At 42.5% G+C, this 21,684-nt stretch carries 26 protein-coding genes and 1 pseudogene; 21 read left to right on the top strand and 6 right to left on the bottom strand.

The features are described from left to right. The first annotated feature begins 178 nt into the window (after positions 1–178). From L6410_RS06235 to L6410_RS06200, 8 genes and pseudogenes are all read left to right on the top strand, one after another. A complete protein-coding gene (locus tag L6410_RS06235; RefSeq protein WP_237395117.1) occupies positions 179–406 on the top strand; it encodes a DUF1146 family protein in 228 nt (75 codons plus the stop codon). A 22-nt stretch (positions 407–428) separates the two neighbouring features. Continuing rightward, positions 429–1,712: a UDP-N-acetylglucosamine 1-carboxyvinyltransferase gene (murA, locus tag L6410_RS06230; protein ID WP_237395116.1), complete on the top strand. Its 1,284-nt coding sequence runs from the start codon at positions 429–431 to the stop codon at positions 1,710–1,712. Beyond that, entirely contained in the window at positions 1,705–1,896 is a 192-nt protein-coding gene (locus L6410_RS06225; protein ID WP_172041070.1) for a DNA-directed RNA polymerase subunit beta, read from the top strand. The genes murA and L6410_RS06225 overlap by 8 nt, the downstream gene beginning before the upstream one ends. A 29-nt stretch (positions 1,897–1,925) precedes the next feature. Then, positions 1,926–2,765, top strand: coding sequence for a DNA/RNA non-specific endonuclease (locus L6410_RS06220; RefSeq protein WP_237395115.1), 840 nt, complete (start codon positions 1,926–1,928; stop codon positions 2,763–2,765). 301 nt (positions 2,766–3,066) lie between these two features. Further along, the gene (gene pheS, locus L6410_RS06215; protein ID WP_024392320.1) at positions 3,067–4,110 is read left to right on the top strand and encodes a phenylalanine--tRNA ligase subunit alpha; all 1,044 of its coding nucleotides are present in this window, start codon (positions 3,067–3,069) and stop codon (positions 4,108–4,110) included. 199 nt (positions 4,111–4,309) lie between these two features. Further along, a complete protein-coding gene (locus tag L6410_RS06210; protein WP_105127377.1) occupies positions 4,310–4,831 on the top strand; it encodes a GNAT family N-acetyltransferase in 522 nt (173 codons plus the stop codon). A gap of 1 nt (position 4,832) precedes the next feature. Then, complete coding sequence (gene pheT, locus L6410_RS06205) at positions 4,833–7,232, top strand: phenylalanine--tRNA ligase subunit beta (RefSeq protein ID WP_237395114.1); 2,400 nt, start codon at positions 4,833–4,835, stop codon at positions 7,230–7,232. Between the two features lie 199 nt (positions 7,233–7,431). Next, positions 7,432–7,605 (top strand): annotated as a pseudogene (locus tag L6410_RS06200) (DUF2087 domain-containing protein); the annotation flags it as partial. A 20-nt stretch (positions 7,606–7,625) separates the two neighbouring features. Here the strand turns inward: L6410_RS06200 and L6410_RS06195 are convergent. Further along, positions 7,626–7,928: a hypothetical protein gene (locus L6410_RS06195; RefSeq protein WP_024392316.1), complete on the bottom strand. Its 303-nt coding sequence runs from the start codon at positions 7,926–7,928 to the stop codon at positions 7,626–7,628. Between the two features lie 198 nt (positions 7,929–8,126). On the opposite strand from L6410_RS06195, the gene L6410_RS06190 reads away from it, so the two are divergent. Both L6410_RS06190 and L6410_RS06185 read left to right on the top strand, forming a co-directional pair. Next, a complete protein-coding gene (locus L6410_RS06190) occupies positions 8,127–8,870 on the top strand; it encodes a polyphosphate polymerase domain-containing protein (protein WP_237395113.1) in 744 nt (247 codons plus the stop codon). Beyond that, the gene (locus L6410_RS06185; RefSeq protein WP_237395112.1) at positions 8,857–9,534 is read left to right on the top strand and encodes a DUF4956 domain-containing protein; all 678 of its coding nucleotides are present in this window, start codon (positions 8,857–8,859) and stop codon (positions 9,532–9,534) included. Before L6410_RS06190 ends, L6410_RS06185 begins: the two co-directional genes overlap by 14 nt. A gap of 65 nt (positions 9,535–9,599) precedes the next feature. On the opposite strand, the gene L6410_RS06180 is transcribed toward L6410_RS06185, so the two are convergent. Then, positions 9,600–10,082, bottom strand: a complete 483-nt coding sequence (locus L6410_RS06180; RefSeq protein ID WP_024392313.1) for an NUDIX hydrolase — start codon at positions 10,080–10,082, stop codon at positions 9,600–9,602. A gap of 168 nt (positions 10,083–10,250) precedes the next feature. Between L6410_RS06180 and folE the strand changes: the two genes are divergently transcribed. The 6 genes from folE (at position 10,251) to L6410_RS06150 (ending at position 14,329) form a co-directional block, all read left to right on the top strand. Beyond that, the gene (gene folE, locus L6410_RS06175) at positions 10,251–10,814 is read left to right on the top strand and encodes a GTP cyclohydrolase I FolE (protein ID WP_237395111.1); all 564 of its coding nucleotides are present in this window, start codon (positions 10,251–10,253) and stop codon (positions 10,812–10,814) included. A gap of 8 nt (positions 10,815–10,822) precedes the next feature. Continuing rightward, entirely contained in the window at positions 10,823–11,635 is an 813-nt protein-coding gene (gene folP / locus L6410_RS06170; RefSeq protein ID WP_237395110.1) for a dihydropteroate synthase, read from the top strand. Next, positions 11,628–11,990, top strand: coding sequence for a dihydroneopterin aldolase (gene folB / locus L6410_RS06165; protein ID WP_105127372.1), 363 nt, complete (start codon positions 11,628–11,630; stop codon positions 11,988–11,990). The genes folP and folB overlap by 8 nt, the downstream gene beginning before the upstream one ends. Beyond that, positions 11,987–12,487: a 2-amino-4-hydroxy-6-hydroxymethyldihydropteridine diphosphokinase gene (gene folK / locus L6410_RS06160; protein ID WP_024397139.1), complete on the top strand. Its 501-nt coding sequence runs from the start codon at positions 11,987–11,989 to the stop codon at positions 12,485–12,487. Before folB ends, folK begins: the two co-directional genes overlap by 4 nt. Beyond that, positions 12,484–13,794, top strand: coding sequence for a GntP family permease (locus tag L6410_RS06155; protein ID WP_237395109.1), 1,311 nt, complete (start codon positions 12,484–12,486; stop codon positions 13,792–13,794). The genes folK and L6410_RS06155 overlap by 4 nt, the downstream gene beginning before the upstream one ends. A gap of 172 nt (positions 13,795–13,966) precedes the next feature. Beyond that, on the top strand, positions 13,967–14,329 hold the full coding sequence (locus L6410_RS06150; protein WP_024392307.1) for a hypothetical protein: 363 nt from the start codon (positions 13,967–13,969) through the stop codon (positions 14,327–14,329). Between the two features lie 156 nt (positions 14,330–14,485). Here L6410_RS06150 and L6410_RS11140 read toward each other — a convergent pair whose 3' ends face one another. Continuing rightward, the gene (locus L6410_RS11140) at positions 14,486–15,079 is read right to left on the bottom strand and encodes a plasmid mobilization protein (protein WP_435533097.1); all 594 of its coding nucleotides are present in this window, start codon (positions 15,077–15,079) and stop codon (positions 14,486–14,488) included. Between the two features lie 226 nt (positions 15,080–15,305). After that, positions 15,306–15,659, bottom strand: coding sequence for a helix-turn-helix transcriptional regulator (locus L6410_RS06140; RefSeq protein WP_024397136.1), 354 nt, complete (start codon positions 15,657–15,659; stop codon positions 15,306–15,308). A gap of 159 nt (positions 15,660–15,818) precedes the next feature. Between L6410_RS06140 and L6410_RS06135 the strand changes: the two genes are divergently transcribed. From L6410_RS06135 to L6410_RS06115, 5 genes are all read left to right on the top strand, one after another. Beyond that, a complete protein-coding gene (locus L6410_RS06135) occupies positions 15,819–16,256 on the top strand; it encodes a DUF3795 domain-containing protein (RefSeq protein ID WP_237395108.1) in 438 nt (145 codons plus the stop codon). Between the two features lie 191 nt (positions 16,257–16,447). Further along, positions 16,448–17,485, top strand: a complete 1,038-nt coding sequence (locus tag L6410_RS06130; protein WP_237395107.1) for an NADH:flavin oxidoreductase/NADH oxidase — start codon at positions 16,448–16,450, stop codon at positions 17,483–17,485. A 267-nt stretch (positions 17,486–17,752) separates the two neighbouring features. Then, positions 17,753–18,604, top strand: coding sequence for a ribosome biogenesis GTPase YlqF (gene ylqF, locus L6410_RS06125; protein WP_237395106.1), 852 nt, complete (start codon positions 17,753–17,755; stop codon positions 18,602–18,604). After that, positions 18,591–19,364 (top strand): ribonuclease HII, encoded by a 774-nt coding sequence (locus L6410_RS06120; protein ID WP_237395105.1) that lies wholly within the window; start codon positions 18,591–18,593, stop codon positions 19,362–19,364. Before ylqF ends, L6410_RS06120 begins: the two co-directional genes overlap by 14 nt. Positions 19,365–19,366: 2 nt before the next feature. Beyond that, entirely contained in the window at positions 19,367–20,377 is a 1,011-nt protein-coding gene (locus L6410_RS06115) for a YdcF family protein (protein ID WP_237395104.1), read from the top strand. Positions 20,378–20,410: 33 nt separating this feature from the next. Here the strand turns inward: L6410_RS06115 and trhA are convergent, their stop codons facing one another. Beyond that, positions 20,411–21,061: a PAQR family membrane homeostasis protein TrhA gene (trhA, locus tag L6410_RS06110; RefSeq protein WP_024397131.1), complete on the bottom strand. Its 651-nt coding sequence runs from the start codon at positions 21,059–21,061 to the stop codon at positions 20,411–20,413. Then, a complete protein-coding gene (locus tag L6410_RS06105) occupies positions 21,051–21,602 on the bottom strand; it encodes a DUF1836 domain-containing protein (protein ID WP_237396725.1) in 552 nt (183 codons plus the stop codon). Before L6410_RS06105 ends, trhA begins: the two co-directional genes overlap by 11 nt. Positions 21,603–21,684: the final 82 nt, after the last annotated feature.

The following is a 21,684-nucleotide window of genomic DNA, read 5'->3' as shown; positions in this document are numbered from 1 at the left end:
GCTAAATTATCTTTTTACTGAACTGAACTATGATTGTAAGGGACCTGGAATAAATAGATATAATTGTTTGCTAAAACCTCCAACGAGCAATCAACCGTATTCGTGTTGGGAAACATTGATAAAATTGGGATTGAACTTGGTTCAGTTCCTTTTTTTAATTTCATGGTATAATGGAGATATGATACAATCAATTTTACAATTTATAAGTCATCTACTCTTTATCTATATAAGTTATCATCTATTGATAACGACAGTAGATTGGGTACGATGGTTAAAAGTTACGGGAGATAATCAGCCAAAAATCAACATGCTGATATTATTTATTGCTATTGCATTAGGTTATTTAGTCTCAACTTTCTTTTTAGAGTTGTTACTAATTGGACGTTCTTTTGCAACTATGTCTTAATAGGTTAAGAAGAGGGAAGTGAATGGAAACAATCATTGTTAAAGGAAGTCAGGATGGATTAAAGGGTCAAGTTGAGATTGAGGGTGCAAAAAATGCAGTTCTACCCTTGTTAGCAGCGACAGTTTTGGCAAGTAAGGGTCAGACTCAGCTGACGCAAGTACCTATTTTATCTGATGTGTTCACAATGAACAATGTTGTTCGTGGTTTGGGTGTTCGTGTAAAATTTGACGAGGAAACGAAGACAATTGATGTTGATGCGACTGGAAAATTAGGTAGTGAAACTCCCTATAAATATGTTAGTCAAATGCGTGCATCCATTGTCATTCTTGGTCCAATTTTAGCTCGTAATGGCTATGCGAAAGTATCTATGCCGGGTGGTTGTACAATCGGAAGTCGTCCAATTGATCTTCATTTGAAAGGTCTACAAGCGATGGGCGCAAGAATTAAGCAACGGGCTGGTTACATTGAAGCCAGTGCGGAGGCCTTGCAAGGTGCTCATATTTATCTTGATTTTCCAAGTGTCGGTGCGACACAAAATTTGATGATGGCTGCAACGCTTGCTCATGGTACGACAATACTTGAAAATGCTGCGCGCGAACCTGAAATCGTTGATTTGGCTATTTTTCTGAATAAGATGGGTGCGAATGTTAAGGGAGCAGGTACTGAGACAATTACCATTACGGGTGTAGAAGAATTGGTAGGAGCAAAGCATCAAGTTGTTCAAGACCGTATCGAAGCAGGTACATTTATGGTGGCTGCTGCAATGACCGGTGGAGATGTTTTGATTAAGGATGCAGTCTGGGAGCACAATCGTCCGCTTATTTCTAAAATGGTAGAAATGGGAGTTGAAGTAACGGAAGAAGCAGAAGGTATTCGAGTGCGTTCACAAGTGGACAAACTCAAACCTGTAACAGTAAAAACCCTACCACACCCTGGCTTTCCGACCGACATGCAGGCCCAGTTTACAGCATTAATGGCAGTTGCAAAAGGTGAGTCAACCATGATTGAAACGGTGTTTGAGAATCGTTTCCAGCATTTGGAAGAAATGCGACGTATGGATTTGCATTCGGAAATTTTACGAGATACAGCTATTATCACGGGAGGACAAGCTCTGCAAGGTGCTCAGGTTATGTCTACTGATTTACGAGCAAGTGCAGCCTTGATTTTAGCTGGATTAGTTGCGGAAGGGGAAACAATTGTTGGAAAGTTAACGCATCTTGATCGTGGTTATTATCGTTTTCATGAAAAATTAGCTGCCTTAGGTGCGTCAATTGAGCGTGTGAGTGGAGAAGGTGAAAATGGATAAGGAAAATCTTGGAAATGTGGGTAAAAATTTACTCTTGGTAGTGATAATTTTACTGCTTGCAATTTTAATATTTGCCTTTGGGCTGATGGTTGGATACGGAGTCGTAGGTGATGGTGACAATATGTTTTCAATACTATCAGTAGAAAAATGGCAAGAATTCATTTCTAAATTTACTGGAAAGTAGGCTAGCCCTACTTTTTTAATGGAGATTTTATGGCGAAGAAAAATGTAAAAAAACAAGCAATGAGTTTGCTCAGCTTATTGGCTACGATTGTTGTAGTAGCGGGTGGCTATCTTTTAAGCGATAACAAGAGCAGTAATGTTGCTGATTATTCCTATTATGTCAATCAGTCTAAGGCAAGTGAAGGCACACCTAGTCAGGAACTGGCTAGTTCGGTATTGACAGAAGATGTAAAGAAGCAACTGGGGAATTCGATTGAATGGAATGGTGCTGGAGCATTTATTATTAACGGGAATCAGACGGATTTAGATGCATCGGTTGCCAGTGTTCCTTATGGTGATAATAAGACAAAAACAGTCCAGGGAGAAACAGTTCCAACAGTAGCCAATGCGCTTTTAGCCAAATCTACACGTCAGTATAAGGACCGCGAAGAAACAGGAAATGGTCGAACTTCTTGGACACCTGCGGGTTGGCATCAGATCCATGATTTAACTGGAGAATATGACCATGCAGTGGACCGTGGTCACCTACTAGGTTATGCTTTGATTGGTGGATTGTCTGGCTTTGATGCTTCAACCAGCAATCCTAAGAATATTGCAGTTCAAACAGCTTGGTCCAACCAAGCCAACGATCAAACTTCAACTGGGCAGAATTATTTTGAAAGTCAGATTCGGCGGGCCTTGGATAAAAATAAGCGTGTCCGCTATCGTGTGACTTTGGTGTATGCTGAGAGTGAAGACCTTGTTCCTGTCGGAAGTCATCTAGAGGCAAAAGCAGCAGATGGTAGCCTAGAGTTCAATGTGTTCGTTCCAAATGTTCAGAGCGGTCTCAGTATCAACTATCGTAGTGGGGAAATTACGGTGAATGAGTAAAGAAATCAATTGCCAAAAACGCTTATTTTTGATAAAATATTTTTAATTGAATAGAAGTCTGTGAGACTAGTACACCTATGGAAACTGTCCAGGGAGTTGAGCCGTGACTGCAAGCTCAATCAGTGAAAGTTGGTCGAATTCACTCACACAAGGACTTAGAACCTTTATTCACTAATATAAGTACTTCACTTGTGAATACAGGTTCATAGAACTAAGGTCTGCCTTGCAGATGAAAACGGATGGTACCGCGTGACAACGCTCCGATACGAGTGGTGTCATGCGTTTTTTTATTGGAGGAATTATGTCAAACATTGAACAACAGTTGGCTGAATTAAGCCAAACTACACTTGAAAAGCTAAAAGAAATCCAGCACCAAGGAGAAAAAGAACTTCAAGACCTGCGTGTTGCGGTTTTGGGCAAAAAAGGGTCCTTGACTGACTTGTTGAAAGGCTTGAAAGACCTGTCTAGCGATATGAAACCAATCGTTGGTAAGCAGGTCAATGAGGTGCGTGATGTGCTGACAGCTGCTTTTGAAGAAACCGCTCAGAAGGTTGCAGCAGCAAAAATCCAACAGCAACTAGCTTCAGAAACCATTGATGTGACCTTGCCAGGTCGTCAGGTTAAGGTCGGAAAACGTCATGTCTTGACCCAGACTTCTGAAGAAATCGAAGATATTTTCTTGGGCATGGGCTTCCAAATCGTTGACGGATTTGAAGTGGAAAAAGATTACTACAACTTTGAGCGCATGAATTTGCCAAAAGACCACCCAGCACGTGATATGCAAGATACCTTCTACATCACAGAAGAAATCCTTATGCGGACCCATACGTCACCTGTTCAGGCACGGACCATGGACCAGCATGATTTCTCAAAAGGTGCCTTGAAGATGATTTCGCCAGGACGTGTTTTCCGTCGTGATACGGACGATGCGACCCACAGCCACCAGTTCCACCAGATTGAAGGTTTGGTTGTCGGTGAAAATGTATCCATGGGTGATCTCAAAGGTACGCTTGAAATGATCATCAAGAAAATGTTTGGTGAAGAGCGTCAAATTCGTCTCCGTCCATCTTACTTCCCATTCACTGAGCCTTCTGTTGAGGTGGATGTTTCCTGCTTCAAGTGCGGTGGTGACGGCTGTAACGTATGTAAGAAAACAGGCTGGATTGAAATCCTCGGTGCCGGTATGGTCCACCCACAAGTATTGGAAATGAGTGGCATTGATTCAACCAAGTACTCTGGCTTTGCCTTTGGTCTTGGTCAGGAACGCATTGCCATGCTCCGTTACGGTATCAACGATATTCGTGGATTCTATCAAGGCGATGTACGATTCTCGGAGCAGTTTTAATCCGATACTCATAAATGGTGCTGAAGCACCTATTTATGAGACGACAGTCGCTATGGCGAACTGTCTAATCGCCTCACTAGTTCTAAGGCTGAAAAAGTATCGTTTTCAACATTAGAACGTCCTAACTCCGCAGGAGTGAGTAGAAGGAAATCGTCATTAAGCGACTTTCCTAGCCCAGTTAGAAATGAGAGGCAATGAGATGCAGATTGATCCTATACGTTTAGAAGAGGTTTCCGCTTTGCAGGAGCTGGCTAAACAGACTTTTGCAGAGACCTTTGCTCACGATAATGACCCGAAGGAACTGGAGGCATTCTTCGAGGAAGCTTATTCCTTGGAGGTCTTGACTAGTGAGTTATCGGATTCCAACTGCCAGCACTATTTTCTAAGAGTAGATCATCAGATAGCTGGTTATCTCAAGCTTAACCAGGGTCCTGCTCAGACAGAACAGGAGCTGGAAAATGCCTTTGAAATCCAGCGTATCTATCTCTTAAAGGCCTATCAAGGTCAGGGGTTGGGTAAGAAACTTTTTGAGTTTGCTTTGGAAAAAGCAGAGCAGTCAAGCTGTGATTGGGTCTGGCTGGGAGTTTGGGAACATAATTACAAAGCTCAGAAATTCTATTCCAAATACGGATTTGAAAAATTTGGCCAGCATGAATTTGCGGTCGGTGATAAGATAGATGTGGATTGGCTACTAAAACGGCCTTTGCACCAGAAAGGATAATATGTTAGTAAGTTACAAATGGTTAAAAGAACTCGTTGACTTTGATGCGACAAGCCATGACTTGTCTGAAAAAATGTCAACAACAGGGATTGAGGTAGAAGGGGTTGAGCAAAAGAGCGCAGGCCTTTCTAAGTTGGTTGTTGGTCAGGTTGTGTCTGCTGAGCCGATTCCAGATACCCACCTCAACATCTGCCAGGTCAATGTCGGTGAGGAAGTCACGCAAATCGTTTGCGGTGCTCCAAATGTCAAACCAGGTATCAAGGTGATTGTCGCTCTACCAGGTGCGCGTATCGCTGGCAACTACAAGATCAAGAAAGGCAAAATCCGCGGAGTTGAGTCCTTGGGGATGCTCTGCTCATTGAGCGAAATCGGTGTGTCCGACTCAGTGGTGCCAAAAGTCTATGCGGACGGAATCTACCACCTGCCTGAAGATGCAGTCGTAGGTGAGCCAGTCTTTTCATACCTGGACCTCGACGACGAGATTATCGAGCTGTCTATCACGCCAAACCGTGCCGACGCCCTCTCTATGCGTGGCGTGGCTCACGAAGTGGCAGCAATCTATGACAGTAAGGTCAACTTCAAGCCTGTAGTCTTGGAGGAAAGCGACAAGAAGGCCAGCGATGTGATTGAAGTGGCCATTGAGTCAGACAAGGTGGCTGCCTACACGGCCCGTGTCATTGAAAATGTGACTATCGCACCGAGCCCACAGTGGTTGCAAAACCTGCTCATGAACGCAGGTATCCGCCCGCTCAACAACGTGGTGGACATCACTAACTACATCTTGCTCTACTTCGGTCAGCCAATGCACGCCTTTGACTTTGACAAGTTTGACGACAAGAAAATCGTGGCTCGTCAGGCAAAAGAAGGTGAGAATATGGTAACGCTTGACGGCGAAGAGCGTGACTTGATTGCTGATGACATTGTCATTTCCGTTGGGGACAAGGCAGTTGCCCTTGGTGGTGTCATGGGTGGTGCCAACACAGAGATTGACAACAACTCTAAGACGGTTGTGCTGGAAGCGGCTCTCTTTGACGGCAAGTCTATCCGCAAGACCTCAGGTCGCCTCAACCTTCGCTCTGAGTCCTCTTCTCGCTTTGAAAAAGGCATCAACGTAGCAACTTTGACGGAGGCTATGGACACAGCAGCTGCTATGATTGCAGAACTGGCTGGCGGTCAGGTCTTGTCTGGTATCGTTTCTGAGGGTAGCGTGGACACTTCGGATGTCCCAGTCACAGCGACCATTGATTACGTTAACCGCTCGCTCGGGACCAATCTGGACTATGCCCAAATCGCAGACATTTTCCGTCGTTTAGGTATGGAAACAACTGGCGATGCAAGTCAGTTTACAGTAGCAGTACCGCGTCGTCGTTGGGACATTCGCATTCCAGCAGACTTGGTAGAGGAAATCGCACGTATTTATGGCTATAATAATCTGTCGACCACTCTTCCCAAGGAGGATGGAACAGCAGGTGAGTTAACCCTGACCCAGAACATCCGTCGCCAAGTGCGTAGCCTGGCAGAAGGTGCAGGCCTGACAGAAATCATTTCCTACGCCTTGACAACACCTGAAAAGGCTGTGGAGTTTGCGGCTCGTCCAACCACTGTGACCGAACTCATGTGGCCAATGACCGTTGACCGCTCTGCCCTTCGTCAGAACATGGTGTCTGGTATGCTGGAAACAGTTGCCTACAACGTGGCTCGTAAGAACAAGAACTTGGCCCTCTACGAAATCGGTAAAATCTTTGAACAGTCTGGCAATCCAAAAGAAGACCTGCCACAAGAAATCAACAAGTTCGCCCTTGTTTTGACTGGCTTGGTAGCTGAAAAAGACTTCCAGACACCAGCTGTACCAGTTGATTTCTTCCATGCTAAAGGTATCTTGGAAGCTATCTTTGGTCACTACAAGTTAGCAGTTGACTTTGTGGCGACTAGTGAGATTGCTGCCTTGCACCCAGGTCGGACAGCTGAAATTCATTTGAATGGGGCGGTAATCGGCTTTGTCGGTCAGGTACACCCTCAAACGGCTAAGGATTACGGTATTCCTGAGACTTACGTGGCTGAAATCAATCTGGATGCGATTGAAGAAGCCCTCCAGCCTGCTCAGCCATTTACGGAAATCTCCAAATTCCCAGCGGTTAGCCGTGATATTGCCCTACTTTTGAGCAGTGATGTCAAGCATCAGGATGTCCTGGATGCTATTGCCGGTGCTGGTGTCAAACGCTTGACTAAGGTGACCCTCTTTGACGTTTACGCGGGTAGCAATATTGAGGCTGGTAAGAAGTCTATGGCTTATAACCTGACCTTCCAAAATCCTGCGGATAGCCTGACGGATGAGGAAGTGGCTAAGTACATGGAGAAAATCAGTAAGGCTTTGGTTGAGCTTGGTGCTGAAATTCGTTAATTTGTAAATATTGTGAAATCCTAGCCTGCGGGCTAGGATTTTTGGGAGCGGGACAGAACTCAGAGAAGTAAGGGAGTTCGTCGTCCCGCCCCCGCACAGTTGATTAGGTCAGATTTGGAGTGCGTAGCACGAACAAAACTGCCAATCAACCACTGCGCTGAGATGTTGACACAAGTCTTGAGAAGTGGAGGGGGCTATCTATTTACAAGAAGAATTAGCTAAGAAGGGCTCGACATTCACTGAAAAAGAGGTTAATGCCTTTCTAGCTGAGTTTTATGATGACTATGCTATATTGAGACGCTACTTGGTGGATTATGGTTACCTATCGCGTGACCAGTATGGTTTGGAATACAGAATAGAAGAAAAGAGATGATTGGGGTCATCTCTTTTGTCTTACAAAATAAAGGGTTCAATCTTCAACTCTATCTGGTTGCTATACTTGGCTAGTAAATCGTCTGCAAGGGGATGATAGAGTGCTCGTAGTTGTTCAATCTTGTCAGGGAATTGCTTGCCGATGTAGTCAAACTTGCATTCGATGGTTAAGAAAAGTTGGTGGAAGAGTTCATTTATTTGGTTCAAACGGGCAATCATTTCTTCATCTTCTTTGAGAAAATCAGGAATTTCTGAGCGATTGTTGACAAAACCGTCGATGAGTTTTACGGGGAAAGAGCCGTATTCTAGGACAAATTCGTACATGGGTTTCTCCTTGCCTTACTATTGATAGGACTATTGTAGCACAGCTTTTTACGTGACAAAAGAATTTCACCTTTCTTCAGTTTAAGTTTTGTTTAATGCTATTTTCAGTTTTGTTTAAAGCTTGGTCGGTAAACTATATCTTGTAAACAAGATAGGAACCTGTCAAGATTCAACATTTAGGATAGAAGAGGCAAAGCAATGAAAACAAGAATCGTACAAAAGCAATTTAAACGTAAAGAAACTAAATATATTGTTGATATGGATGTATTTGCAGAGTTTGAGAAAGAACTTCGTCAATATATGACCGAAGATGAATTTGCGACATCAACGATTACGAATATTTACTTTGACAATGAAGATTTTGATATGATTCAAGATTCTCTTGCTAAGAAAAATGGACGTGAAAAAATTCGTATGCGTGTGTATGATGAAATTCCATCAGAAACAAGTCAAGCCTTTTTGGAAATCAAGAAAAAAGAAAATAAAATTGGCTATAAATACCGTCTAACATCTAATCCAGTATCTGTTACAAATTACATTGAAAATGGTATTATTGATGCAACTATCAAAGATGAAAAAGTAACATCAGAACTGGAACAGTTGAGAAAACGTTATGGTATCATCAAACCTAAAATGTATATTTATTATGATCGCGTATCATATAAGGGTATTGAGGACAAAAAAGTTCGCTTAACCATTGATAAAAACCTTTTATATCGTGACTATAATGTCAATGTAATGGTAGGGAAATTTGGTAAGGCCTTGCTAGATCCTAAAAAGGTTATCATGGAAATCAAAGTTCCAGAGGAACGTCCAGATTGGTTGGTTGCCTTGTTGGAAAAATACAATATCGAAAAACAATCGTTTTCAAAATATGGCAATGCTTATAGGCTAGCCCACGACATCGTAGAAGAGGAAGTCATTCATCATGCAGCTGTTTAATAGTATCTTTTCAACAGCCAATAGTAGTATCACCCTAGTCCAGATGGTCCTGGTATTCGGAGTCAGTCTATCCATGGGGGTACTCTTGGCGGCTGTTTACAAATATAAATCGAATTATACAAAGGAATTCGTTATCACTCTAAGTCTCATGCCGGCCTTGATTGCTGTAATCATTGCTTTGGTAAATGGGAACTTAGGTGCAGGTGTTGCGGTAGCAGGGACCTTTAGTCTAATTAAATTCCGCTCGGCAGCAGGTTCATCAAAAGAAATGCTTGCAGTTTTGCTGGCGATGGCAATTGGTCTTGCAACAGGAATGGGCTTCCTTGGTTTAGCCGTATTTACAACAGTCATCTTATCAGCTTGTATCTTGGTTTTTGAAAATATCAATTTTGCTCAAGTCAATCAAAATCGTCGTCATCTCTTAGTGACAGTCCCTATGGATTTCAATTATGATCAGTTTTTTGAAAATCAATTTGGTAAGTCTTGTAAGCAGTCTGATTTATTATCCCTTAAATACAAAAAGAAAAAAGAAGCACTTGTTTTAGAATATCAAGTCCTTCTTGATAAGAAAATTACAGATAAGCGTTTGGTAGATACAGTCTTAGCAGCGGGTCCGCTGGATGTTGTATTAAACAAACAAATGCCTAAGAAGAAATTCTTATAATACAGAAAACCTTGGTTTGTGTGTACCAAGGTTTTTTCTATTTTGAAATAGAAAAATGGGATAGCCTACTCACCATAAAAATCGACACTATAGTCGACGAGTGTGTCTCCATCATATTGAAAACTTGCAGAGAAGAAGGGGCGATTTTCCAGAAGCCACTGTTGAAAATGACGGTCGCCTTCCCAAGTCGGCTTTGTTAAAACCTGATCGTAGGGAACCCATTCCAAATCGCCTTCATTACACTCAATAATTGTTCCTTCAAAGCCAGTAATTTTAAAGACATAGGTGTACCAATCACAATTAGGGGTGAAATCTGGAAAGGTGATAATTCCTTTTAAGGCATGCTTTGTGACAGTTAGGCCTGTCTCTTCAAATACCTCACGAATGGCGCAGGCTTGAGGGGTTTCGCCTGGTTCAAGTTTGCCACCAACTCCAATCCACTTCCCTTCATGGACATCATTTTCTTTCTTATTTCGATGAAGGAGGAGAAATTCCTTGCCATTATCAATGTAACAAATTGTCGCTAATTGGACTGGTTTCTTAGTCATAGAGGGCTCCTTGTAAATGAATGATTCCATTATACCACAAAGGAGAATGGAGAGAAATCTTTGAGTGGTTTTCTGGATGGGTACAGTCTTGAAATTGAGAAGATGAAAGGTCTTTTCTGAAAATCTAATTTAGGGTATAATAAAGAATCAAATGATTTAGGATGTATTATGTCAAAACAAGAACAAATCGAACAAACAATTTACCAATTATTGGAATTATTGGGTGAAGATCCAAACCGTGAAGGTCTACTTGATACACCAAAACGAGTAGCTAAGATGTACTTGGAAATGTTTAATGGGCTAAAAGAGGATCCAAAAGATCAGTTTACAGCCGTTTTTTCAGAAGGTCATGAAGAGGTTGTTTTGGTGAAGGATATTCCTTTCCACTCCATGTGCGAGCACCATCTGGTACCTTTTTATGGGATAGCCCATGTAGCCTATATTCCAAGCAAAGGCCGTGTAACTGGTCTGAGTAAGCTAGCGCGTGCAGTGGAGGTGGCAAGCCGGCGACCTCAATTGCAGGAGCGCTTAACTCATCAAGTGGCTCATGCCCTTCAAGATGCCCTTGAGCCAGAAGGTGTATTTGTCATGGTTGAAGCGGAGCATTTGTGCATGAGTATGCGTGGTATACGCAAGCCAGGTAGTAAGACAGTGACCACAGTTGCTCTAGGAAAATATAAAGAAGATTCTGTTTTGCGCCGAGAACTCTTGTCCATGATTCACAATAAATAGGAGGTTCTATGTCTATTGAACAATTAGCCCATCAAGTATCAATTATGGGAATACTCAATGTGACACCGGATTCTTTTTCGGATGGTGGCGCCTATAATGAAATCGAATCTGCTCTAGCCCAAGTTGAAAAGTTGTTGTCGGAAGGTGCGACTGTCATTGATGTTGGAGGGGAGTCCACTCGACCTGGTGCAACATTTGTGTCTGAAGAAGATGAGATCGCACGAGTGGTTCCGATTATCCGCGCAATTAAAGAAAAATACGATTGTTTGGTCAGCATTGACACCTATAAAACGAGCACGGCTCGTGCAGCCTTAGAAGCGGGTGCTGATATCTTGAATGATGTATGGGCTGGCCTTTATGACGGAAATATGCTGGCTTTAGCCGCAGAGTATAAAGTACCAATCATTCTCATGCACAATCAAAAAGAAGAAGTCTATGACGATATTGTAGGAGAAGTAAAAAACTTTCTGGTGGAGCGTGCGCAAGCAGCCTTAGAGGCTGGAGTTGCAGCAGATAACATTTGGTTGGATCCAGGATTTGGTTTTTCAAAAAATGTTCAACATAATTTGGACCTCCTTCAAGGTCTGGAACAGATTACTGCTCTTGGTTACCCTGTTCTATTTGGAATATCTCGTAAGCGCGTGGTAGATTATCTGCTTGGTGGAAATAGTTTACCTGTTGACCGTGATCAAGCAACAGCAGCCCTGTCTGCATGGGCAGTGCAAAAGGGATGCAAAATGGTCCGTGTTCATAATGTGGCAGACAACAGAGATATTGTAAAAGTTTTGGCTCAGTTAACTGCAGGAGGGCAGAATGGATAAGATTTCGCTGAAAAAATGTCGATTTTATGGCTATCATGGAGCCTTTAAGGAAGAACAAGTCCTTGGTCAAATTTTCACTGTAGACTGTGATTTGTTTGTTGACCTAACTGCGGCCTCCAAAACTGACAATTTAGAAGATACAGTTCACTATGGTATGGTTTTTGAAACGATTAAAGCAGTCGTGGAGGGAAAGCCTTATCTTCTCATTGAAAAGGTGGCAGGTGTCATTTGCCAAGAAATTTTTAGTCAGTTTCCAAAAGTGGAAAAGATTCGTTTGGCTATTTACAAGGAAAATCCACCAATTGCTGGCCATTATGATGCTGTTGGGATTGAATTGGAGCGTGAGCGACCATGAAACATCAGGCCTATCTGAGCATTGGGAGCAATATGGGGGACAGACTGGCTTATTTGCAAGCCGCTTTGGAGCAATTAGACAACCATCCAGACTGCCAACTTGATTTGGTTTCCTCCATTTATGAAACTCCAGCTTGGGGAAAGACAGATCAAGCAGATTTCCTAAATTTAGCTTGTTTGGTATATACCGATTTGTCGGCAGCAGATTTTCTTAGTGTTTGCCAGAAAATCGAACTAGCCTTAGACAGAGTAAGGATTGAAAAATGGGGTCAACGAACCATTGATTTGGATATTGTGTTCTGGAATAAGGAAATGATTCAGGAGGAGAATTTAATCGTTCCTCACCCCTATGCCCATGAGCGTGGTTTTGTACTTAAGCCACTTTCTGATATAGCGATAGATTATCGCCACCCAGGTTTAAACAAGACAGTTGGAGAAATGTTAAGAGATCTAGGGGAACAAAATGAGATAAGGAGATACGTTTTAGGAGATTTATGACAATCTTAGCGACTTTAGGAGTGTTATTGGCTATTATTGCCATTATTTATTGGACATCAAAGAACTTACATGTGATTATTGCTGCCCCGCTTGCTAGTTTAATCATTATCTTGACAAACCAAATGAATGTTTTGGAAGTCATGTTGGGGAAAGACCAGTCTTATATGGCTGGGTTAGCTGGTTTTTTAATCAATAATTTTACCATTTTTATGTTGGGGTCTATTTTAGCCCAGTATATGGAAGCAAGTGGAGCTACGCAGACGATTGCTAATAGTATTTTAAAAGTGATGGGCAAAGATAGTCCTTATAAAGGTTTGTTGGCTATTACATTGATTGCTTCTATTTTAACCTATGGTGGCGTGAGTATCTTTGTAGTGATTTTTACCTTACTCCCTTTGTCTCGCCCCCTGTTTAAAGAATTAAATATTAACTGGGCGCTTTTCCCGCTACCAGTCTTTTTGGGAGCAGGGACCTACACAATGACCACTTTACCAGGGGCCCCCTCTATTCAAAATGTTATTCCAACAAAGGTATTGGGAACCAGTTTGACAGCGGCACCAGTTATCAGTTTGGCAGCTAGTTTAACACTATTAGTATTCGGACTGCTCTATATGGCCTACTGTTTAAAGAAAAGTCTAGCAAATGGAGAAACTTATACAGAGGAAGAGGATGAAACTGTAGTAGCGTTAGCTGATAAGGCCCCTAATCTATTTTTATCAGTTTTGCCTTTATTGAGTTTGATTGGAACGATTTTCCTCATGAGTCAAACTCCCAACGTCTTAGCGATAGGATTGCTTGTCTCTATCATCCTATCAGCCTTGATTTTCTTTCCATACTTACCAAACCAAAAAGAGATTTTAAATACTGCAACGCTAGCATCTGTTGTACCAGCATTTGCGACTTCTAGCACTGTAGCTTTTGGGACAGTGTTAACCCTGTCTGCTGGATTTGCAGTCATTCAAGAATGGATTCAACAAATTCCTGGGTCCCCATTGATTAGTTTGTCTGTCTCGACAGCACTGGTTAGTGGTATTATTGGCTCTTCATCAGGGGCTGTTGGTATCGCCTCCAGTCAATTTTTACCAACCTATATGGAAATGGGAATGAATCCAGAATTACTCCATCGTGTGGTAGTGGTTGCGTCAGCTATTTTGACAGTTGTGCCTCAGTCTGGTGTAATGATTACCTTCCACAATCTATCAAGACTAAGTATGAAACGTGGGCTTAAGTATTCGTTTATCCTAGTGACAGTAGGTCATATTTTAGCTTTGTTGGTTATCTTGCTATTAGCTCCTATTTTTTATTGATTTGATAGACGGAAATCTTCTAATAAGCCCGCGCAAGTGTTAATAATACCTTGTGAAAATGGCTTAAAATCAGGGTTTTCCGCATATCGTCATTTATCTTGCCATATCTCCGTATAAGATGATTTTGTAAGACCGGGCACCATTTTGGCACCACAAATTATAGGAGGACGACATGAAAAACGTACTTTTAGACAAGGGTATTATACTCCCGTCCGGCGAAATCAGCAAGGATAAGGTAAACCTTGTAACCGGAGCAATCACGCAGCCATTCGCAGAAATGATATGGGTAACGACAGGCGGCGACATGGAAGCCGTAAACCACTTGACCGACGTACTTGTTACCATGAACACCCCCGCTGACCGGGGAAAGCTGTTCAAAATCATAAAAATGCTCTATGGGCTTATGGGCTTACCCTTTTCCGAGGAAGCTGAGCCTATGGACGCAGACCCCGCCGTTTTGGAATACTTCATTTTTTCCTTTACTGCAGACTTTGGCGAAGTCATACAAGACCTCATAGCCGAAGAAACCGAATAACGCACCGCACAGGCGGCGTTTCTCACTTCCCACAAGGAAGAACAGGAACGCCACTTTTTTCATGCCCTTTGTTACGCAGTAGGGATGAAAAAGCCCTTGATTTACGCGGCTTTGCGGGCGCGGTTCTCAGCGGATAAGGGATTGATACCTAAACCCTCAAAATCGCGTTTCTATTGCGTAACAGGTATGCAGCAAAGGAGTGATGAAGCATGCTACATATTCCTTTTGCAGTGTGGCGGGATTGGGGAGCTTGGAAATGCCCGCTGTTTTGAGTGCCCTTGCCGCAGCTTTATGGAGGATAATATCGCGCTCATGTTCGGCGCGGTATCGCTCTTTGTTCTTTGCCTTGCGGTATGCGTCATAGACAGGCTTTGTCTTTTGATAGGCGACGACGTGCTTCATCAGCACCGCCATATCCGCAAGCCGCTTTTCAACACTCTTTAATCTTTGTAACCGCCATATCTCATTAAGCACCCCCTTTATTTCCTCTATGTCCTCTTGGTAGACGCTACCCGTCGAATTAACGCGCTTTGCAATCTGATTGACATTGACCCCGATTTTCTGTATCTCCGCTGTCATGGCTTTTATGTAGCTATGGTCTATTTGAATAATGTACCCGTCAATGGCAATCTTCCTAAGATATGCCGCCATGTTCTGGGTGGGGACGAGCTTCATTTTTTCAAGAATTAAATCCCGTTCCGCTTCTGTTACTCTAAATTTGATTTGTACCGTTCTTTTGCGTCCGTCCATGCTTTCGCTCCTTTCCGAGGGTTTGGGATACTTCCCAATAAGCCATTTTCAACCGACGCGTCGTAGCGCAGGAGGACGAAAATACGGAAGTGGGTACCCGCTTCCTATGCTTTCTAAGAAAGTTTTTCCTTATTCCCTACTACAACGGAAAGCCCCGTTTTGCCAAACTTACGCAAAAGAAAAACGCTGCAATCTCAAAAAGATAACAACGCTTCCTAAAGCCTATTCATTTTTCGTTTTCGACTTCTGCAATTTCTTTCGCTGTTGCGGTAACAATCCGTATTCCCTTATCGCTCATGCTGTCAAGCAGCGTGTCGAGCTGCCGCCTTTGAGTCGATTTTTCCGCTGTCTTATCCTGGAAAAAGAATTGGTCTAAGGATATGTCATAACGGGTAACAAGCTCATAAAAGATTTGCAGGCTTGGCTGTTGCCCTTTGTTTTCGATATTCGCAAGGTAGCGAGGGGAAATGTTCATTTCGTCGCTTACTTTCTTGCGGCGCTCATTTCTGCTCGTCCGCGCCGCTTTTATTGCTTGCCCGAAAGTTGCAAAGTCATATAAAGGTACTGGTCTTTTTGCCATAATAATTCACCCTATTACATTTTACTGTTCACCTTTCTTTTTGGATATGTTTACATAGTTCTATTAAGTAGCCAAAATAGTTCTTAACTGTTTACAGAAAGAATCTTGTGTTTATTCGGCTGACCGTATATAATTATAGCTAAAGGAGGTAAAAGCCTAATGAAAATGCCTATGAAAATTGAAACGGAAATGTTTGCACCATGCGGAATGAATTGTATGGTCTGTTATAAGCATTGTTATATTAAGAAAACAAAACAGCCTTGTGGTGGTTGTATGGTAGAGAGTAAAGGAAAACCAGAGCATTGCCGCAAGTGCAAAATTAAAGATTGTGTTCAATCAAAAGGAATAACCTATTGCTATGAATGTAGTGACTTTCCTTGTAAGCTAATAAAGAGCCTTGAAAAAAGTTATAACAAACGTTATAGCGAAAGCCTTATTGAAAATAGCAGAATTGTAATGCAAAAGGGAATACCTCATCTCATGGAAGCCCATATTCAGAAATACGCTTGCCCCGAATGTGGTGGCATAATTTCCCTACATGATAAAGTTTGTACTGAATGTGGAAAGGAAATAAATCAAAAATTATTGCCCGCCTAACGGTAAACAAAAAAACCGTTGTTTGGCGGTACAGTTTTTACGCGCCTAACAGAATAAAGACGACCTTACGGCGGTTTTGAAATAACAATCAAAGCCGCCGTTTTTCTTATATTTTGTAAAAATCGTGGTATACTATTATTTAATTGAAGTTAGTGATTTTAATTGAGTATTAGCATTTAAAGGAGGTTCTTATGTCTTTACTCTTATCACCAGTTGAAATTGCAGGTTTGTCATTAAAGAATCGTGTGGTTATGCCACCTATGTGCATGTACGAGGTTAAAAATGAGGATGGCTTGCCAACGGCTTTTCATCATGTTCATTATGGGGCGCGTGCGATTGGTGGAGTTGGACTCATTATTCAAGAGGCTACAGCGGTAGAACCAGATGGGCGCTTGTCCAATCGTGATTTGGGAATATGGTCTGATTGTCAAGGTAGGGCCTTAGCGGACTTAGTAAGGGAGTTGAAAGCATTTGGAAGTAAAGTTGGAATTCAGCTTAGCCATGGTGGGCGAAAAGCTGCTGATGCTATACAGCCAATCGGCCCAAGTGCTGTACGGTACAGTGAAGAATACCAAGTACCAAAAGAAATGACCTTAGACGATATTCAACGTGTTCAGTCAGCTTTTGTATCTGCTGCTCGACGAGCTCAAGAAGCTGGTTACGATATGATTGAGATACACGGTGCACATGGTTACCTGGTAAATGAGTTTTTAGAGCCCTTAACTAACCTACGTTCGGATGAATATGGCGGAACTTTAGAAAATCGTTTCCGGTTTCTGAGGGAGATTGTTGAAGGAGTTAAATCAGCATTTAATGGACCAATTTGGGTACGTTTATCAGTAACAGCTTATGATGAAACAGGAACACAAAATACTCTTCAAGATTACCAACAAATTGCCAAATGGCTAGAAGAACTTGGGGTGGCTTGTTTAGATATTTCTACGGGTGGTTTGATGGATGTGAAGCCCAATATCCCTATTTATGGAGGCTATCAAGCTACATTTTCAGCACAAATCAAACAAGCAGTCTCTATTCCAGTAACAGCAGTTGGTTTGTTACATAATCCAGAGTTAGCCGAGTATCTATTGCAAACAGGACAAGCTGATCTCATTCAAGTGGGACGCGGTCTAATACGAAATGTCAATTGGTTGGCTGATGCAGCAGAGACACTACACGATCATGATTTTCAGGTCTATAACAACTCCTACAAACGAGGACAGGTGAGGTGATTTTCTGGTATATTAAGAGACAACTTGTCTATGTCTCCAAGCTAAAAAGCATTAGATTCAACAATTACTAAATAAACAATTATCAGCTATCTACCTTTGTGGATGGCTTTTTTGATTCTCCCATTTCTTCTCAGTTTATGGTACAATAGAAAAGATACAGTATAAGCTTTTAAAACATTAAAATAATTGACTATTTAGTTCGGCTCAATTGTTTTATAGAAACAACACAAGGACTTCAAACCCTTGCTAGGAAAGGATTTACACTACATGGCAATTATTCAATGGTATCCGGGCCACATGTCAAAAGCGCGCCGTCAGGTGCAGGAAAACATCAAGCATGTTGATTTCGTGACTATTTTGGTCGATGCCCGCCTGCCTTTATCCAGTCAAAACCCAATGTTGACTAAGATTGTTGGTGACAAGCCCAAGCTCATGATTCTCAACAAGGTCGATTTGGCTGACCCTGTTCGAACCAAAGAATGGCAGAGCTACTTTGAAGGTCAGGGCATTCGTACCCTTGCCATCAACTCAAAAGAGCAAGCGACGGTGAAAAAGGTGACCGACGCAGCCAAGAGTCTGATGAAAGACAAGATTGAACGTCTCCGCGAAAGAGGGATTCAAAAAGAAACCCTGCGAACCATGATTATCGGTATTCCAAATGCTGGAAAATCCACCCTTATGAACCGTCTGGCTGGAAAGAAAATCGCCGTTGTTGGCAACAAACCAGGTGTGACGAAAGGTCAACAGTGGCTCAAGTCCAATAAAGATCTTGAAATCCTTGATACACCAGGTATTCTCTGGCCTAAATTTGAGGACCAGGAAGTTGGACTTAAGTTGGCTCTGACAGGAGCCATTAAGGACCAGCTCTTGCCTATGGATGAAGTCACTATTTTTGGTTTGGACTATTTCAAGGCCAACTACCCAGAACGCTTACAAGAGCGGTTCAAGGGCATGGATTTGGAGCAGGAAACGTCTGAACTCATCATGGACTGGACCAAGAAATTGGGTTTCCGTGATGATTATGACCGTTTTTACAACCTCTTTATCAAGGATGTTCGAGACGGGCGTTTGGGCACCTATACATTAGACAGGGTGAGTGACTTAGATGGCAACGATTAAGGAAGTGACCGCTCTGCTGGCTCAGGTGGACAGTTTAGACAGCCCTGTCTGGGCAGAGTTGGCTCAGGACGTGCGAGCAGGGGTCCAGGCTGCCATCAAGAAACGCCAAAAGGAGTTGGAAAAAGAAGCAGCAGAAGACGCTCGCTTAGAAGCTATGCTATTCTACGAAAAAGCCCTTTATGAAAATGGGGTGGAGTTAATCGCTGGCATCGACGAAGTCGGCCGGGGGCCTCTAGCAGGTCCTGTGGTGGCTGCAGCGGTTATCTTGCCCAAGGGTTGCAAAATCCGCTACCTCAACGACTCCAAGAAAATTCCAAAGTCCAAGCACGAGGCTATTTACAATGAAATAATTGAGCATGCTGTAGCAGTCGGTGTGGGCGTCAAAGATGCAGCTGTCATCGACCAGGTCAACATCTACGAGGCAACCAAGTTAGCTATGCTGGAGGCTTTGGGGCAGTTGAGCCAAGAGCCTGAACACCTCTTGATAGATGCAATGAAGTTGGATACCTCCATATCGCAAACCTCTATCATCAAGGGGGACGCCAATAGCCTGTCTATCGCAGCTGCCTCTATCGTGGCCAAGGTGACGCGGGACAAGATGATGGCGGATTATGACAAGGAGTTCTCAGGCTACGGCTTCGCAAAGAATGCAGGCTATGGAACGGCAGAGCACTTGGGAGGCTTGAACAAGCTTGGCATCACGCCCATTCACCGTAAGACCTTTGAGCCCATTAAGTCTATGGTAGCAGGGGGAAACTAGTCTTGACAGTCTTTTTCTGCTTATTTTTAGCAGCTATCAGTCTGTTTGCTCTCATCTATTTCTGGGAGCGGCGGTCGATTTTCATCTCACTGTTTGCCTTGAACATCCTCGTCTGGGCCTTGGCATGGATTATCTCAACAGGCATTCTCGAAAACAATGAAATCTTGCGCTTGCTGGCTATAGCTGTGGCGATGGTGCTCTTTTTAGCCTTGTTAAGTGGTCCATTTGTCCTGCTTTTCACACTTTATCTAAATGGTTTTCAGATTTTGAAGAGAGAAGGGGTTCGTTTCCATAATTTCCTATCCATGGGACTGGCAGTCGCCCTGACTTTCTATCTCTTCATCGCTCCCTTTGTGGTTCAATCCCTTTCAGGCATCAGCTTTTTCAACATGCTGTTCGTCTACGTTGGTTTTTTGGTGTCATATGCTATTATCATCAGCATGCTCTATACCACGTCTAGCTTTGTCAATTTGGTCAATCTTTTTCCAGGCAAGCTTGATTATGTGGTGGTGCTGGGAGCAGGTCTGATTGGTGACAAGGTGACGCCACTTTTGGCTTCGCGGATTGAAAAAGGCATAGCGATCTACCAGAAACACCCTGGTAGCAAGCTCATCATGTCAGGCGGACAGGGTCCTGATGAACTCTTGGCAGAGGGGCAGGCTATGGCTAATTATGCCTTGGAACAGGGGATTCCTGCGGAAGATATTGTGATAGAAAACCAATCAACTAATACCGAGGAAAACTTGAAATTTTCCTATGCCCTGGTGAAACCTGGTAGTCGATTTGCACTTGTAACCAATTACTATCACGTTTTCAGAGCTCTGCTATTGGCACGACAATTGAAAATCAAATGTATCGGCTACGGCGCAAAAACCAGATTTTACTTTAGCCTTAATGCTTTCATTCGGGAATTTGTTGGGTACTTGGTTATGAGCCGAAAGGCGCATTTGGTATTTTTGAGCATCGTGTCAGCCCTTTATCTGATTGGAGTGATCATCAGTTTAATGCATTAAAAAACAGCCTCTAGGTTTCTAGAAGCTGTTTTCTTATAACATAAAGTAGACAATGGCGATATATTGCAGTGCCGAAGCTAGTAGGATAAAGAGATGCCAAATCATATGGAAATAGGGCTTTTTCTTGGCGTAGAAGAGGGCGCCAATGGTATAAGATAAACCACCAGCTAGCATTAGAATTCCGAAAACAAGTCCAGTCTTTTGCAGAATAGCTGGCAGAATAAAGACAACCAACCAGCCCATAAAGAGATAGAGAAAAAGGCTGAATTTTTCATTGATTTTTTTGGCAAATATTTTGTAGAGAATACCAAAAATAGTTAATCCCCACTGCAAACCAACAATTAGATACCCCAACCAACCACCGACCAAGGATAGGGCAACAGGTGTGTAGCTTCCAGCGATAGCAATGTAAATCATGCTGTGGTCGATAATCCTTAGGATGTATTTGTGAGTAGAAGCGTAGGGCATGGAGTGGTAGATGGAAGAGGATAGGAACATGAGAAATAGGCTGATGACAAAGATAGACATGCCAACTACCGCTGTCACATTATAATCTTGAAAGGAATGAATAGCTGTGACAGGAAGCAAAGCAAGCATCAATAGAGCTCCAACCGCATGTGTGACACTATTAGCAACTTCTTCACCAAAGGAAAGTTGTAGGCTTAATTTCAAACTAGGATTCATGGTGACTCCTTTCTAATTCCATAGTGAGTTGACGGGTTTTGTAATATAGTTTAACAGACTGGCAGGCATAACGAATGATGTCAGGAGTTTCATCGCTCTCCTCATTTCGCATACAGTCAACAAAATGATTGTATAAGGTTTCAGAGTTGTTCGAGTGGAGAAGAAGATTTAAGGTCTGACTGATTTCTTGAATGGAAAAGACATTTTTTAAGATAGTCAATGCTATCAAGCGGGCAACTTGCTGTTTTTGATATTTTTTCTTAACAGGTTTTTCAATCTGTTTGTGTTTGACATAGTTATTGATCATTGCAGCAGTTAATACTCTTCGAAAATCAACATTATCCCTTGTCAACTTGCCTTGATGAACCCCAGTTCTATCATCGGCTTCGTTTCCTAGGCTACTGTAGATTTTCATTGAGTATAAACTCTTCTGTTCAAGGCTTTCCTGAGAATTGACTACTTGATTGACATACAGCAGAACTTGGTCCAAATACAAATCTAAGTCAGGTAATTCATGCCAGTAGGGGAGGGTTTGTTTCATAATCATTTACTTTCTCTTATCTAGTATTCATAACTAGATTGTAAGACAATCCTTTTCTATTGTCAAGAAAAAAAGTATCTGC

Source organism: Streptococcus parasuis (assembly GCF_021654455.1).
GTDB classification, from domain to species: Bacteria; Bacillota; Bacilli; order Lactobacillales; family Streptococcaceae; genus Streptococcus; species Streptococcus parasuis.
This window is presented reverse-complemented; position numbering and strand designations above follow the sequence as displayed.

Bases quoted from the DNA above. Each gene is read 5' to 3' on its own strand.
- L6410_RS06235 (WP_237395117.1), top strand. From the start codon at position 179: ATGATACAATCAATTTTACAATTTATAAGTCATCTACTCTTTATCTAT.
- murA (WP_237395116.1), top strand. From the start codon at position 429: ATGGAAACAATCATTGTTAAAGGAAGTCAGGATGGATTAAAGGGTCAA.
- L6410_RS06225 (WP_172041070.1), top strand. From the start codon at position 1,705: ATGGATAAGGAAAATCTTGGAAATGTGGGTAAAAATTTACTCTTGGTA.
- L6410_RS06220 (WP_237395115.1), top strand. From the start codon at position 1,926: ATGGCGAAGAAAAATGTAAAAAAACAAGCAATGAGTTTGCTCAGCTTA.
- pheS (WP_024392320.1), top strand. From the start codon at position 3,067: ATGTCAAACATTGAACAACAGTTGGCTGAATTAAGCCAAACTACACTT.
- L6410_RS06210 (WP_105127377.1), top strand. From the start codon at position 4,310: ATGCAGATTGATCCTATACGTTTAGAAGAGGTTTCCGCTTTGCAGGAG.
- pheT (WP_237395114.1), top strand. From the start codon at position 4,833: ATGTTAGTAAGTTACAAATGGTTAAAAGAACTCGTTGACTTTGATGCG.
- L6410_RS06195 (WP_024392316.1), bottom strand. From the start codon at position 7,928: ATGTACGAATTTGTCCTAGAATACGGCTCTTTCCCCGTAAAACTCATC.
- L6410_RS06190 (WP_237395113.1), top strand. From the start codon at position 8,127: ATGAAAACAAGAATCGTACAAAAGCAATTTAAACGTAAAGAAACTAAA.
- L6410_RS06185 (WP_237395112.1), top strand. From the start codon at position 8,857: ATGCAGCTGTTTAATAGTATCTTTTCAACAGCCAATAGTAGTATCACC.
- L6410_RS06180 (WP_024392313.1), bottom strand. From the start codon at position 10,082: ATGACTAAGAAACCAGTCCAATTAGCGACAATTTGTTACATTGATAAT.
- folE (WP_237395111.1), top strand. From the start codon at position 10,251: ATGTCAAAACAAGAACAAATCGAACAAACAATTTACCAATTATTGGAA.
- folP (WP_237395110.1), top strand. From the start codon at position 10,823: ATGTCTATTGAACAATTAGCCCATCAAGTATCAATTATGGGAATACTC.
- folB (WP_105127372.1), top strand. From the start codon at position 11,628: ATGGATAAGATTTCGCTGAAAAAATGTCGATTTTATGGCTATCATGGA.
- folK (WP_024397139.1), top strand. From the start codon at position 11,987: ATGAAACATCAGGCCTATCTGAGCATTGGGAGCAATATGGGGGACAGA.
- L6410_RS06155 (WP_237395109.1), top strand. From the start codon at position 12,484: ATGACAATCTTAGCGACTTTAGGAGTGTTATTGGCTATTATTGCCATT.
- L6410_RS06150 (WP_024392307.1), top strand. From the start codon at position 13,967: ATGAAAAACGTACTTTTAGACAAGGGTATTATACTCCCGTCCGGCGAA.
- L6410_RS11140 (WP_435533097.1), bottom strand. From the start codon at position 15,079: ATGGACGGACGCAAAAGAACGGTACAAATCAAATTTAGAGTAACAGAA.
- L6410_RS06140 (WP_024397136.1), bottom strand. From the start codon at position 15,659: ATGGCAAAAAGACCAGTACCTTTATATGACTTTGCAACTTTCGGGCAA.
- L6410_RS06135 (WP_237395108.1), top strand. From the start codon at position 15,819: ATGAAAATGCCTATGAAAATTGAAACGGAAATGTTTGCACCATGCGGA.
- L6410_RS06130 (WP_237395107.1), top strand. From the start codon at position 16,448: ATGTCTTTACTCTTATCACCAGTTGAAATTGCAGGTTTGTCATTAAAG.
- ylqF (WP_237395106.1), top strand. From the start codon at position 17,753: ATGGCAATTATTCAATGGTATCCGGGCCACATGTCAAAAGCGCGCCGT.
- L6410_RS06120 (WP_237395105.1), top strand. From the start codon at position 18,591: ATGGCAACGATTAAGGAAGTGACCGCTCTGCTGGCTCAGGTGGACAGT.
- trhA (WP_024397131.1), bottom strand. From the start codon at position 21,061: ATGAATCCTAGTTTGAAATTAAGCCTACAACTTTCCTTTGGTGAAGAA.
- L6410_RS06105 (WP_237396725.1), bottom strand. From the start codon at position 21,602: ATGAAACAAACCCTCCCCTACTGGCATGAATTACCTGACTTAGATTTG.